The following is a 12,170-nucleotide window of genomic DNA, read 5'->3' on the forward strand; positions in this document are numbered from 1 at the left end:
AGCGGCCCCGCCTCCCAGCCGTCGCCCGGCAGCGGCCGCACGACGACGTGGTGCCCGGCCGTGGGCGACGACCGCCGCCGGCTGCGGTAGACGACCCGGTCGCCGTCCCGGTCGACCTTCATCGCCGCCCACCGGTAGGGCACGCCGTAGAACGCCCTGGCCCCGAGCACGAGGGCCAGGTTGTCGGCCTCGAGGGTGAGGAACCAGAGCCCGTCGACGCCGCCCGGCCCCCGCACGTAGGTGCGCACGTTGGTCTCCGGGAACGTCGACAGGCGGGGCACGGCCGGGCCCACCGGCGGGCGGATGGCGTCCATCACGAACGGCGTCATCCCGACCCAGGCCCGCCCGTCGTGCACGTCGGGCTCGAGGCCGGGCGGCAGCAGCCCGGCGAGCACGTCGGGGTCGTAGGACCAGTGGAGGAACGTCATGTCCCGCCACCGCTGGAGCGTGATCGGGACGGGGACCTGCTCCTCGGGCTCCCGCCCGGCCACTACCGCGACCCCAGGTGGTCGACGAGCAGCCGGGTGAGCTCGCCCGGGCGGGTCTCGGGGATCCAGTGCGGGGCGCCCTCGAGCACCTCGAAGCGGTACGGCCCGGTGACGTGGGCGGCGGTGCGGCGGGCGGCCGTGCCGCCGAGGGCCGGGTCGCCCGGGCTCCAGACGTAGAGGGTGGGCACGCTGACGTCGCCGAGCGCGAGGTCGCCGGGCCGGGCGGCCCGGTACCAGCCGAGCGCGCCGGACAGCGCCCCCGGCTCCCGCATGGCGGCGACGTACTCGTCGGCCCGGTCGGCGGGGAGCCCGGAGCCGACCAGCATCCGGCGCAGGACGGCGCCGCCGCCGGCCAGGAGGACGGCCTCGGGCAGCGCCGGCAGGGCGAAGAAGCCGACGTAGGAGGACCGCAGGGCCTGGAGGCTGCGCCCGAGCGACTCCCGCACGGCCCGGGGGTGCGGGGTCGACACCACCGCCACCGTGCGCAGCCGCTCGGGGTGGTGGGCGGCGAGGGCCCAGGCGACGGCGCCGCCCCAGTCGTGCCCGACCACCGAGAAGCGGTCCCGGCCGAGGTGGCGGGCCATGCCGAGCACGTCGTCGACGAGCGCCGGCAGCCGGTAGGCCCGCCGTCCGCCGGGCGGCCGGGCGCTCGCCGCGTAGCCCCGCTGGGTGGGCGCCACCGCCCGGTAGCCGGCGGCCGCCAGCCCGTCGAGCTGGGGTCGCCAGGCGCCGGCCGTCTGCGGGAACCCGTGCAGCAGGAGGACGAGCTCGCCGTCCTCGGGCCCGGCCGCGAGGGCGGGGAACGTCAGCCCGCCGGCGTGGAGCTCGACGGTGGACCCGGCCGGCATGGGCTAGGACGACATGCGGCCCGGCGTGTCGGGCAGCTGCCAGCGGTTCTCGCCGCTCGGCGGGTCGGGCGGGAGCGTGCCGAGGTGCTCCTCGATCCGCCGGATGGCGGCCTCGAGCTTCTCGTCGGTGTCCTTCGACTCGGCGCTGCCCTTGTGGATGTACAGCGCGGACAGCGTGACGAAGGAGAACAGCTGGAGGAACTCCGACTGCCAGTTCTCGAGCGTCGACTGCCCGAACTCCGAGGCGAAGTCGCCGAGCTCGGGGGTCTCCCCGTGCTCGCGCGCGTCGTCGGTGAACACCTGCCACTCCGTGATCCCCTGGCCGATCCAGGTGGCGAAGAACAGGATCATCAGCAACAGCCCGAGCCCGAACTCCCGCCACACGCCGCCGCGCTCGCCCGTCCGCTCGTTGCGGATGCTCCTCACCGTCGTCCAGATCAGGAAGACGAGCGTCCCGAGCGCCAGCACCTCGGCCACGACCATCATCACGCCACCCATCGGACCTCCTTCCGCCGCACCGATACCCGGGCGGGGCCGGGCGGATGCTACGGGTGGGCCGGCGCGCCCCCGGGGGATGGTCGGGCCGGGCCGCCGGCCGGGAGGCGGGACGCCTGCTCGGTGAGGTAGTAGGCGGCCATCGCCGCGTGGGCCACCAGCGCGAGGCCGGGCGACACGAACGACAGCAGGAAGGCGAGCGCGTAGACGCCGACCCCGAGCCCGAAGCGGAGCCGGGCCAGGCGCACCTCGCGCCGGGGCGGCAGGTCGTCCACCACCCCCTCCCGCGTGATGGCCAGGTACAGCAGGGAGAACGAGACGGCGGTGAGCAGGATGACCCCGCCGTAGAGGGCGACGGCCGTCTTCGCGTCGTCCCCGCCCTCCCGCAGGTGCTCGGCGACGACCGCCGTCGGGAACGGGATCAGCGCCGCCCACAGGAGCAGGTTCAGGTTGAGGACGAGCACCCGGCCGTCGACCCGGCGGACGGGCTGGAACATCCGGTGGTGGTTCAGCCACATCACCCCGAGGATCAGGAAGCTGAGGGCGTACCCCACGTAGTTGGGCCACTGGTCCCACAGCCCCGAGGCCAGGCGCTCGCCCTCCTCGAGCTCGGGTGGGCGGATCTCGATGACGAGCAGGGTGATCACGATGGCGAACACGCCATCCGAGAACGCCTCCAAGCGGGCCTTTCCGACTGCCATGCTCCCGGCCATGGCCGGCATCCTGTTCCAGATCGACGAGCACGTCGCCGCCCTCCGGGACGACGGCCCCCGGTTCGCGGCCGCCGTCGAGCGGGCCGGGCCCGACGCTGCGGTCCCCACCTGCCCGGACTGGACGGTGCGGGACCTCGCCCGCCACCTCGGCGGCGTCCACCGGTGGGCCACCGAGGTCGTCACCGCCCCTCGCACCGAGCCGTGGAGCCCCGACCTCGACGACGTGGTCGGCACCTGGCCGGACGACGCCGCGCTGGTCGGGTGGTTCCTCGACGGCCACGCCGCGCTGGTCGAGGCCCTGGCCGGCGCCGACCCCGGCCTCGCCTGCTTCGCGTTCCTGCCGGCGCCGACGCCGCTCGCCATGTGGGCCCGCCGCCAGGCCCACGAGACGGCCGTCCACCGGGTCGACGCCGAGCTGGCCGCCGGGGTCGACGGCCCGTTCGACGCCCGCCTCGCCGCCGACGGGGTGGACGAGCTGCTCACCGGCTTCGTGCCCCGGGGGACGGGGCTGCGGGCCGACCCGCCCCGGTCGCTGCGGGTCGGGACCGTCGACGTGCCCGGCGACTGGCTGGTCCGCATCGGCCCAGACGGGGTCGGCACGGCCGTCGGCGACCCGGCGCCGGCGGACTGCGAGGTGACCGGCCCGGCGGCCGCCGTCCACCTCACCCTGTGGAACCGGCGGGGCCCGCGGGGCCTGACCGTCGCCGGCGACCGCGCCGTGCTCGCCCGCTTCCTCGACCAGGTGCACGTCCGCTGGGCCTGACGTGCCATGGTGGGCGGATGGACGCGCTCTACACCGCGGAGGCCACGGCCTGGGGCGGGCGGGACGGGCGGGCCGCCTCGTCGGACGGCGAGCTCGACGTGCGGCTGGTGGTCCCGAAGGAGCTGGGAGGGGCCGGCGGGACGGGCACCAACCCCGAGCAGCTGTTCGCCGCCGGCTACGCGGGCTGCTTCCACTCGGCGCTGAAGGCCGTCGCCCGCAAGGCCGGGGTCGACGTGGAGGGCTCCGCCGTCACCGCCAGGGTCGGCATCGGCCGTGGCGAGCGGGGCTTCGCCCTCGCCGTCGAGCTGGTCGCCGAGCTGCCCGGCGTCCCCGAGGACCGGGGCCGGGAGCTGCTGGCCGGGGCCCACGAGCTGTGCCCGTACTCGAACGCCACGCGGGGCAACGTCGACATCACCCTGACCCTCCACCGGGACTGACGCGGTGCCCGCGCCCAGCCCCGGCTACTCGGTCACCGTGCGGGTCGAGGCCCCGGCCACCGCCGGCGCCACCGGCGACCTGACCGCGGCGATCGGCAGCGCCGGCGGGGCGCTGACCGCGCTCGACGTCGTCGAGTCCCAGCACGACCGCATCGTGGTCGACGTCACCGTCGACGTCGTCGACGTGGCCCACGGCGACGAGGTGACCGCCGCCGTGCGGGCGCTGCCCGGGTTCTCGGTCCGCAAGGTCAGCGACCGCACGTTCCTGCTCCACCTCGGCGGCAAGATCGAGGTCCAGCCGAAGGTGCCCCTCCGCCACCGCGACGACCTCTCCAGGGCGTACACGCCGGGGGTCGCCCGGGTGTGCGAGGCCATCGCCGCCAACCCGGAGGACGCGAGGCGGCTGACGATCAAGCGCAACGCCGTCGCCGTCGTCACCGACGGCTCGGCCGTGCTCGGCCTCGGCAACCTCGGGCCCCACGCCGCCCTGCCGGTGATGGAGGGCAAGGCCGCGCTGTTCAAGCGCTTCGCCGACGTGGACGCCTGGCCCGTGTGCCTGGACACCCAGGACCCCGACCTGATCGTCGAGATCGTGGCCGCCATCGCCCCGGTCTACGGCGGGATCAACCTCGAGGACATCGCCGCGCCCCGCTGCTTCGACATCGAGCGCCGCCTCCGCGAGCGGCTCGACATCCCCGTCTTCCACGACGACCAGCACGGCACCGCCATCGTCGTGCTGGCGGCGCTGACCAACGCCCTGCGGGTGGTCGGCAAGGAGCTGGGCGGCGTGCGGATCGTGGTCGCCGGCGTGGGCGCGGCCGGCACGGCGATCATCCGGCTCCTCCACGGCCAGGGGGCGCGCGACATCGTGCCGGTCGGCCGCGAGGGGGTGCTGGGGCCCGAGGACGGCGACGACGCCAACCGGCGGTGGGTGCTCGACCACACCAACCCGCACGGCGTCGCCGGGTCGCTGCGCGAGGCGCTGGTCGGGGCGGACGTGTTCATCGGCGTCAGCGCCGCCCGCATCCTCACCGGCGACGACGTGGCCACGATGGCGGACCGGTCCGTCGTGTTCGCGCTGGCCAACCCGGACCCGGAGGTCGACCCGCTGGAGGCCCGCCGGCACGCCGAGGTCGTCGCCACCGGGCGGAGCGACTTCCCGAACCAGATCAACAACGTGCTCGCCTTCCCCGGCTTCTTCCGGGGCCTGCTCGACGCCGGGGCCACCGAGGTCACCGACGCGATGATGAGCGCGGCGGCCACCGCCATCGCCGACGTGGTCACCCCGGACCGGCTGAACGTGAACTTCGTGGTCCCGAGCGTGTTCGACGCCAGCGTGGCGCCGGCCGTCGCCGCCGCCGTCTGCGCCGCCGCCGGCTGACCGTCCCGGAGGGGCGGCTCCCGGGCCGGCGCGTGGGTACGGTCGGTCGCCGTGGCCGGCGTGGACGTGCTCGTCCCCACGTGCGGGCGGCCGGCGGCGCTGGCCGTCACCCTGGCGGGGCTGCTCGGCCAGACCCACCGCGACCTCCGGGTGGTCGTCGCCGACCAGACGGAGGGCTTCGACGCCGCCGACCGGCCCGAGGTGCGGGCCGTCGCCGAAGTGCTGCGGATCGGCGGTCGCCCCGTCGAGGTCCACAAGAACCTCCCCCGCCGCGGGCTCGCCCACCAGCGCCAGTTTCTCCTCGACCGGGCCACCGCCCCCTACGCCCTGTTCCTCGACGACGACGTCCTGCTCGAGCCGGACGTGGTCGAGCGGCTCCTGCGGGCCATCCGCCGCGAGCGGTGCGGGTTCGTCGGCGCGTTCGTGGACGCGCCGGGCGCCGTCCGGTCGGCGGCGGCGGTCGATCAGCCGCCGCCCGACCTCGCCGTCCCGTTCTGGGACGGCCCGGTGCGCCCCGAGCGGGTCGTGCCCGACGGGCCCGGCTGGGAGCGCAGCCGCCTCCACTTCGCCGCCCACCTGCACCGGCTCTGCGAGCGCCTCGGGGTCGACCGCTCGTGCGAGCGGCTGTACAAGGTCGCCTGGGTGGGCGGCTGCGTGCTGTTCGACACCGCCGCGCTCCGCGACGCCGGCGGCTTCGGCTTCTGGCCCGACCTGCCGGCCGCCCACTGCGGCGAGGACGTCGTCGCCCAGCTGCGGGTGATGGCCCGCTCGGGCGGCGCCGGCCTCGCGCCGTCGGGGGCCTGGCACCAGGAGGTGCCGACCACGACCCCCGGGCGCGAGGTCGACGCGCCCTTCGTCCTCGACCGCGCCGACTAGGAGCGGTCGGCCACGGTGGCCCCGAGCGTGCCGTCGGGGGTGTGCGGGTGGGGGTGGGTCGGCGCCATGCCGTCCATGGCCGACGCCTGCCGCCCGAGGTCGAGCAGCCGGTCCTGGCCGACCGACGCGCGCAGCAGCGGGAAGATCCGCCCCTCCTCCTCCTGCACGTGGGCCATGACGGCGGCGAGGCACTCCTGGAAGGTGGCGAACACCGCCTCGTCGGCTGGGTCCTTCCCGTCCATCCGGCTCAGCAGCTCGCGCACCTCCTCGTGCTCCTCGAGGCCGTGCTCGGCGAGCTCGCGGCCCTCGTCGCCGTCCTGGGCCCGCAGCTCGGGGTACAGGAGCCGGGTCTCCAGCGCGTCGTGCCCGGAGAGCAGGGCGACGATCTCCCGGCCGAGGTCGCCGGACGGGCCGCCCGTCCCGGCCTGGCGGGCCTCCTGGAGCATCGTCCAGCGCTGCTCCACCTCGCGGTGCTGGGTGGTGAGGAGCTCGATGATGTCCACGTCCATGCCAGCGCGGTACCCGCCCGTCGCGAGCGGAACCCTCGCCAGCAGGCGGCGGGCGGCGGCCAGCACCTCGGCGGGCGGCACGTCGACGCACCCGAGGTCGTACGGGCAGCGGAAGCGGTAGCACGGGCTGCACCAGACGTCGCGGCGCAGCACCTCGGCCGGCGACGACCGGGGCTCCCACTGGGTGACGAGGTCGGTGCCCGAGTAGAGGACGACCTGGGGGACGGCGAACGCGTCGGCCAGGTGGAGCGGGCCCGAGTTGTTGCAGACGACGAGCGCGGCGCCGGCCACGGCCGCCGCCAGCTCGGCCACCGACGTGCGCCCGGCCAGGGCGGCGCCCCGGTCGCCGGCCACCTCCCCGACGAGGGCCCGCTCCCGCTCGCTGCCGGCGACGACGACCGGGAGCAGGTCGGCCAGGCCGGCGACGACGGCGGCGAACCGTTCCGCCGGGTAGCGCCTGGCGGCGGCCGACGCGCCCGGCGCCACCACCGCGTACGGACGGCCCGGGTCCACGCCGGCCCCGGCCAGCGCGCCAGCGGCCGCCGCGCCCGCCCCCGGCGGGAGGCGCAGGGCGAGGTGCCGGCCGTCGGCGGCGAACCCGGCCGCCTCGACGAGGTGGACGTTGCGGTCGACCTGGTGGGCCGCGTCGGGCAGGGGCGGGGCGGCGACGGACAGCACGCTGCCGCCGAACTCCTTCGACTCGCCGACCCGGATCGGGATGCCGGCCAGGTAGCAGGCGTAGGCCGGCGTGTGCGGGGTCTGGCCGAAGCTCGTGAACACGAGCGCGGCGTCGTGGCGGCCGTCCCGCAGCCGGTCGACGAGGGCCAGCTCCCTGGCCGGGTCGAGCGGCATCGACCCGGACGCGTCCTGCCACACGGCCCGGTGCACGAGCACGTCGTCCACCTCGGCCAGCAGCGGCGCCGCCTGGCTGCCGGCCGGGGAGCACAGCAGCGTGACCGTCGCCCCGGGCAGGCCCCGCCGGACGGCCCGCAGCGCGGGGCCGAGCATGACGACGTCGCCGACGTTGTCGAGGCGCACGGCGAGGACGCGCCGGACGCCCTCCCAGCCCGGCGGGCTCAACCGTCGGCGGCGGCCGACGCCGCCCGACCGATGATCCCGGTCGTCGACCGGCCCTCGACGTAGGGCAGCACCCGCACCTCGCCGCCGAGCTCCCGCACCCTCGCCGCCTCCGGGATCGTGTCGACCGTGTAGTCGCCGCCCTTCACGAACACGTCGGGCCGGACGACGTCGACGAGGTCGAGCGGGGTGTCGCCGTCGAAGGGCACGACGTGGTCGACCGAGCTCAGCGCGGCGAGCACCCGCACCCGGTCCTCGAGGCGGTTGATGGGCCGGCCGGCCCCCTTCAGGCGGGCCACCGAGCGGTCGCCGTTCACGCCGACGATCAGCACGTCGCCCTGGGCCTTGGCGCCGTTCAGGTAGCTGATGTGGCCGGGGTGGAGGATGTCGAAGCAGCCGTTGGTGAACACGAGCCGGTGACCCCGCTGGCGGTGCAGGGCCACGCAGTTGCGCAGCCGGTCGAGGGAGGCCACCTCCTTGCGGTCGTCGTGGAGCGCCTCCCGCAGCTCGACCGCCGAACAGAGCGCCGTGCCGTCCTTCCCGACCACGATCCCGGCCGCCGCCGACGCCACCTCCGCGGCCACCTCGGCGCCGGCGCCGGCCGCCAGCGACAGGGTGAACGCGGCCAGGTAGGTGTCGCCGGCCCCGGCCACGCCGGTGCGGGCGCCGGCCCGCGCGTACGTGCGGTAGGGCGGCTCGCCTCGCTGGAGGATCACGGCGCCGTCGCCGTCGAGGGTGACGGCCGCGACCTGGGCGCCGGTGGCGTCGAGCACCCTCGCCCCCTGCATCTCGACCAGCTCGGCCCGGGTCGGCCCGGCCAGGTGGCCGAGGCCGAGGAGGGCGAGGAGCTCGTCGTAGTTCGGCTTCACCACGGTCGGCCGGAGGTCCCGCCAGGCGGTGAGGTCGTGGGCGTCGAGGGCGACCAGCCGGGGCCGGCGCCGCTGGAGCTCGCCCAGGCGGCGGCGCACCGGGCGGGGCAGGGTGCCGAGCCCGTAGTCGGACACGAGCACGGCGTCGGCCCGCTCGAAGCCGGCGTCCAGGTGGTCGAGCAGGCGGGCGACGGTGGCCCGGCCCGGCGGGTGGAGGCTGCCCTCGTCGAAGCGGGCCAGCATCTGGCCGTCGGCCAGCAGGCGGTGCTTGGCCACCGTCGCCCGGCCCCGCTCGGCCACGACGGCCGACGTGTCGACGCCGTGCCCGGCCAGGATCCCGGCCAGCCGCTCGGCCGCCCCGTCGTCGCCGACGACGGTGAGGAGCGTGACCGAGGCGCCCAGCCTGGCCAGGTTGGCGGCGGCGTTGGCGGCCGCGCCGGGGGCGTCGGCGTGGTCGCGGAGGACGACGGTCGGGACCGGCGCCTCGCGGCACAGCCGGTCGGCGTCGCCCCGCAGGTAGACGTCGAGGACGGCGTCGCCGAGCACGAGGACGCGGCGGCCCTCGAAGTCGTCGACGATGGAGGGCAGGGCGAGCTTCACGCCCGCCGCTCCAGCGCGGCGCGCGGTGGTGCCGAGGGCGACGGGCGGCCCACGGCGACCCATCCCTTCCCCTGCCGCCCGCCCTCAACCCACCCCCCTCGTCACCGTGCGGTAGAGGTACTCGTCGAGCAGCCGGGCGAGCGTGGTCTCCGGCCGGCCGAGGCGGGCGACGAGCGCCCGCTCGCCGGTGCCGGCCTCGGCCAGGAGGGCGACGGCCCACGACCGGGCCAGGCGCTGGTGGGCGGCGAAGGCGTCGGCCGTCGTGGCCCCGTGGAGCCGGGCGGCGATGGCCGCGTCCCATGGGACCACCGCCCGGGGCCGCAGGGCGTGCACGGCCTTGGCCGCCGCCGTCGGCCCGAGGCGGCGGGGGCCGCCGCCGGGCCCGAGGGCCACCGGCCGGTCCCGCAGGTCGGCGTAGGCGGCGGCGAGGGCGTCGACGGCCCGGTCGGGGATCGTCGCCACCGTCGCCCGCCGGGCCGGGAGCCGGCGGCCCCAGGCGGCCCACCAGCCGGCCACCGCCCCGTCGAACGGGGACGGCTCGCCCGGCCGGGGCACCCGGATGCGGCACCCCCAGGCGTTCAGCCATCCGAGCAGGGCGGCGCGGTGGGCGGGGTCGGCCAGGTCGGCGGCGGGCGCCGTCGCGGCCCGGAAGGCGGCGTCGGCGGCGCCCGCGGGCGGGCCGAGGACGGCGGCGAGGTCGGCCAGCCGAGGTGCGTCCACGGCCGCATCGTCGCCGCTACGGTCGCCCCCGGTGCACGCGCCCAACGCCGAGCAGCGCGACGAGTGGGACGGCCCCGAGGGACGCCGCTGGGTCGAGCTCCAGGAGCGCTGGGACCTCGCGCTCGCCCCCGTGGGCGAGGCGCTGGCCGAGGCGGCCGCCGTCGCGCCCGGCGAGCGGGTCCTCGACGTGGGCTGCGGGTGCGGGGCGTCGACGATCGAGGCCGGCCGGCGGGCCGCGCCGGGGCCGGTGCTCGGCGTGGACCTGTCCGGCCCGATGCTGGCGAGGGCCAGGGAGCGGGCCGCCGACGCCGGCCTCGGCAACGTGCGCTTCGAGCGGGCCGACGCCCAGGTGCACGACTTCGGCCCGGACGCCTTCGACGTGGTCCTCAGCCGGTTCGGCATCACCTACTTCGAGGACCCGGTCGCCGCCTTCGCCAACCTGCGCTCGGCGCTGCGCCCCGGCGGCCGGCTGGTGTTCGTGTGCTTCCGCCACCCGCTCCGCAACTCCTGGGTCACGGTGCCGGCCGTCGCCGTCGGCGCCCACCTCGGCCGGCCCCGCGACGAGGGCCCCGCGGCCGGGCCGTTCTCGTTCAGGGACCGCGACCTCGTCCTCCGCACGCTGGCCGCGGCCGGGCTGGCCGACGTGACGGCCGAGCCGGTCGACCGCCCGGCCGTGATCGGGCGCGACCTGGACGAGGCCTGCCGGTTCGTCCTGCACAACAGCCTGCACCGCCGGTTCTTCGACGGCGCCCCCGAGGCGGCCAGGGCGGCGGCCGTCGACGCGCTGCGGGCCGCGCTGGGGTCGCGCCTCGGGCCCGGCGGCGTCACCCTCGGCGTGGCCGCCTGGCTGGTGACCGCCACCCGCCCGGGTCAGCCGGCGTTGCGCTCGTCCCGCCAGGCCAGCCAGTCGCCGACCGGCCCGAGGTCCCAGGCCGGGCCGTTCACGCCGAGCGAGAAGTCGGTGAACCCCAGCGCGACGTAGGCGTCGGCGTGCTCGGCCAGGTCCCGGCCGAGCGCCCCCGGCTCGATCCCGACGCCCATGCGAACGGTGGCCGGGTCCCGCCCCTCCACCTCGCACCACCGCGCCAGGGCGGCGACCGACGCCTCGGCCTCGCCCGGGTGGTCGGGGAACATGGCGTGCCACTCGTCGGCGTGCCGGGCGACCACCCGGAGCGTGCGCCGGGGGCCGGTCCCGCCGATCAGCAGCGGCACCGGCCGCACCGGCGGCGGCACCAGCCGGGGCCACCGCTCCCGCACGGCCTCGATCGTCCGCTCGAGCAGGTCGAGGCGCCGGCCCGGCGGGTCGAAGGCGTACCCGTACTCCTCGTAGTCGCGCTCGAACCACCCGGCGCCGAGGCCGAGCACGAACCGGCCGCCGCTCAGGTGGTCGACGGTCCTCGCCACGTCGGCCAGCAGGTGGGGGTTCCGGTAGGCGGCGCAGGCCACGAGCGGCCCGAGCTCGACCCGCTCGGTCACCGCCGCCCAGGCGGCGAGCAGCGACGTGCACTCGAAGTGGCGGCCCCCGGGGTCGCCGTACAGCGGGAAGAAGTGGTCCCAGGTCCACAGCCGGTCGGCGCCCATCCGGTCCACGGCCACGCCGGCGTCGAGCAGCGCCCTCGCCTCGCCGTGCTGGGGGTGGAGCTGGACGCCGATCCTGATCGGGTGCACGGGCGCCACACTCGGGCCTCCCCCGGTGGGAGAGTCAAGGCGTGCTGCGCATCGGGGACTTCGCGGCGCTGGCCGGGGTCAGCGTTAAGATGCTCCGCCACTACGACGAGCGGGGCCTCCTGCCGCCGGCCCGCGTCGACCCGTCGTCGGGCTACCGGTACTACTCGCCGGCCCAGCTGCCGGTCGTCGCCCGCCTCGTCGCCCTCCGCGGGCTGGGCTTCGGGCTCGACGAGGCCGGCGGGCTGCTGGCCGGCGACGGCGCCCTCGACCGGGAGGCGCTGGCCGCCCGCCGGCGGGCCATCCTCGCCGAGCGGGACGAGCTCGACCGGCGCCTGGCCGCCCTCGACGTGTTCGACCCGGCCGTGCCGGTGACGGCCAAGACCGTCCCGGCCGCCGCCTACGCCACGCGGCGGGCCACGGTGTCCGGCGAGGGCGACGTGGGCGCGCTGTTCGTGGACGTCGAGGAGCGGGTGGCCGCGGCCGGGGCCAGGGCGGTCGCCGCCCCGCTGGCCCTCGTCCACGGGGCCGGCGGCGGCGAGGTCGACGTGGAGGTCGCCGTCCCGCTCGCGCCCGGCGCCGCCGGCGCGGGCGCCGGCGCCGGCGTGGTGCTCCCGGCCCGGCGGGTGGCGGCCGCCGTGGTCGTCGGCCCCTACGCGGGCGTGCCGGCCGCGGCCGGCGCCGTGCTCGCCTGGCTGGCCGCCACCGGCCACCGGCCGTGCGGGCCGG

At 77.3% G+C, this 12,170-nt stretch carries 14 protein-coding genes; 6 read left to right on the forward strand and 8 right to left on the reverse strand.

Annotation, left to right across the window (positions count from 1 at the left end; genetic code table 11):
- From VGB14_11170 to VGB14_11185, 4 genes are all read right to left on the reverse strand, one after another.
- A partial coding sequence (locus VGB14_11170) for a DUF2071 domain-containing protein (GenBank protein ID HEX9993479.1) occupies window positions 1-491 on the reverse strand: 491 nt, incomplete at its 3' end.
- On the reverse strand, window positions 491-1,336 hold the full coding sequence (locus VGB14_11175) for an alpha/beta hydrolase (GenBank protein ID HEX9993480.1): 846 nt from the start codon (window positions 1,334-1,336) through the stop codon (window positions 491-493). The genes VGB14_11175 and VGB14_11170, both read right to left, overlap by 1 nt.
- Window positions 1,337-1,339: 3 nt before the next feature.
- Window positions 1,340-1,834 carry a DUF6766 family protein gene (locus VGB14_11180; GenBank protein HEX9993481.1) on the reverse strand — a complete coding sequence of 165 codons (495 nt, stop codon included), beginning with the start codon at window positions 1,832-1,834 and terminating at the stop codon, window positions 1,340-1,342.
- Between the two features lie 47 nt (window positions 1,835-1,881).
- On the reverse strand, window positions 1,882-2,532 hold the full coding sequence (locus tag VGB14_11185; GenBank protein HEX9993482.1) for a TMEM175 family protein: 651 nt from the start codon (window positions 2,530-2,532) through the stop codon (window positions 1,882-1,884).
- A 10-nt stretch (window positions 2,533-2,542) separates the two neighbouring features.
- Here VGB14_11185 and VGB14_11190 point away from each other — a divergent pair, with 10 nt between their 5' ends.
- From VGB14_11190 to VGB14_11205, 4 genes are read left to right on the forward strand one after another with little or no spacing between them, the layout of a single operon-like run.
- Entirely contained in the window at window positions 2,543-3,307 is a 765-nt protein-coding gene (locus VGB14_11190; protein ID HEX9993483.1) for a maleylpyruvate isomerase family mycothiol-dependent enzyme, read from the forward strand.
- A 17-nt stretch (window positions 3,308-3,324) separates the two neighbouring features.
- Complete coding sequence (locus tag VGB14_11195; GenBank protein HEX9993484.1) at window positions 3,325-3,744, forward strand: organic hydroperoxide resistance protein; 420 nt, start codon at window positions 3,325-3,327, stop codon at window positions 3,742-3,744.
- Between the two features lie 4 nt (window positions 3,745-3,748).
- Window positions 3,749-5,125: an NAD-dependent malic enzyme gene (locus VGB14_11200; protein ID HEX9993485.1), complete on the forward strand. Its 1,377-nt coding sequence runs from the start codon at window positions 3,749-3,751 to the stop codon at window positions 5,123-5,125.
- Window positions 5,126-5,176: 51 nt separating this feature from the next.
- A complete protein-coding gene (locus tag VGB14_11205; protein ID HEX9993486.1) occupies window positions 5,177-6,001 on the forward strand; it encodes a glycosyltransferase in 825 nt (274 codons plus the stop codon).
- Here the strand turns inward: VGB14_11205 and VGB14_11210 are convergent.
- The 3 genes from VGB14_11210 to VGB14_11220 all read right to left on the reverse strand — a co-directional run bounded on the left by VGB14_11210 (window position 5,998) and on the right by VGB14_11220 (window position 9,776).
- A complete protein-coding gene (locus tag VGB14_11210) occupies window positions 5,998-7,548 on the reverse strand; it encodes a glycosyltransferase family 9 protein (protein HEX9993487.1) in 1,551 nt (516 codons plus the stop codon). The two genes, VGB14_11205 and VGB14_11210, sit on opposite strands and share 4 nt — an antisense overlap.
- A gap of 38 nt (window positions 7,549-7,586) precedes the next feature.
- Entirely contained in the window at window positions 7,587-9,056 is a 1,470-nt protein-coding gene (gene rfaE2 / locus VGB14_11215) for a D-glycero-beta-D-manno-heptose 1-phosphate adenylyltransferase (GenBank protein HEX9993488.1), read from the reverse strand.
- An 84-nt stretch (window positions 9,057-9,140) separates the two neighbouring features.
- Complete coding sequence (locus VGB14_11220) at window positions 9,141-9,776, reverse strand: hypothetical protein (protein ID HEX9993489.1); 636 nt, start codon at window positions 9,774-9,776, stop codon at window positions 9,141-9,143.
- A 31-nt stretch (window positions 9,777-9,807) separates the two neighbouring features.
- On the opposite strand from VGB14_11220, the gene VGB14_11225 reads away from it, so the two are divergent.
- Window positions 9,808-10,758, forward strand: coding sequence for a class I SAM-dependent methyltransferase (locus tag VGB14_11225; GenBank protein ID HEX9993490.1), 951 nt, complete (start codon window positions 9,808-9,810; stop codon window positions 10,756-10,758).
- Here VGB14_11225 and VGB14_11230 read toward each other — a convergent pair.
- The gene (locus VGB14_11230; protein HEX9993491.1) at window positions 10,647-11,444 is read right to left on the reverse strand and encodes an LLM class F420-dependent oxidoreductase; all 798 of its coding nucleotides are present in this window, start codon (window positions 11,442-11,444) and stop codon (window positions 10,647-10,649) included. The genes VGB14_11225 and VGB14_11230 overlap by 112 nt on opposite strands.
- A 41-nt stretch (window positions 11,445-11,485) precedes the next feature.
- Between VGB14_11230 and VGB14_11235 the strand changes: the two genes are divergently transcribed.
- The coding region (locus VGB14_11235) for a helix-turn-helix domain-containing protein (GenBank protein HEX9993492.1) at window positions 11,486-12,170 on the forward strand (685 nt) is incomplete at its 3' end.

Source organism: Acidimicrobiales bacterium (genome assembly GCA_036399815.1).
Taxonomy (GTDB): Bacteria; Actinomycetota; Acidimicrobiia; order Acidimicrobiales; family DASWMK01; genus DASWMK01.

Excerpts from the sequence above, each read along its gene's own strand:
- VGB14_11185 (HEX9993482.1), bottom strand. The coding sequence starts at position 2,532 with ATGGCAGTCGGAAAGGCCCGCTTGGAGGCGTTCTCGGATGGCGTGTTC.
- VGB14_11195 (HEX9993484.1), top strand. The coding sequence starts at position 3,325 with ATGGACGCGCTCTACACCGCGGAGGCCACGGCCTGGGGCGGGCGGGAC.
- VGB14_11190 (HEX9993483.1), top strand. The coding sequence starts at position 2,543 with ATGGCCGGCATCCTGTTCCAGATCGACGAGCACGTCGCCGCCCTCCGG.
- VGB14_11175 (HEX9993480.1), bottom strand. The coding sequence starts at position 1,336 with ATGCCGGCCGGGTCCACCGTCGAGCTCCACGCCGGCGGGCTGACGTTC.
- VGB14_11180 (HEX9993481.1), bottom strand. The coding sequence starts at position 1,834 with ATGGGTGGCGTGATGATGGTCGTGGCCGAGGTGCTGGCGCTCGGGACG.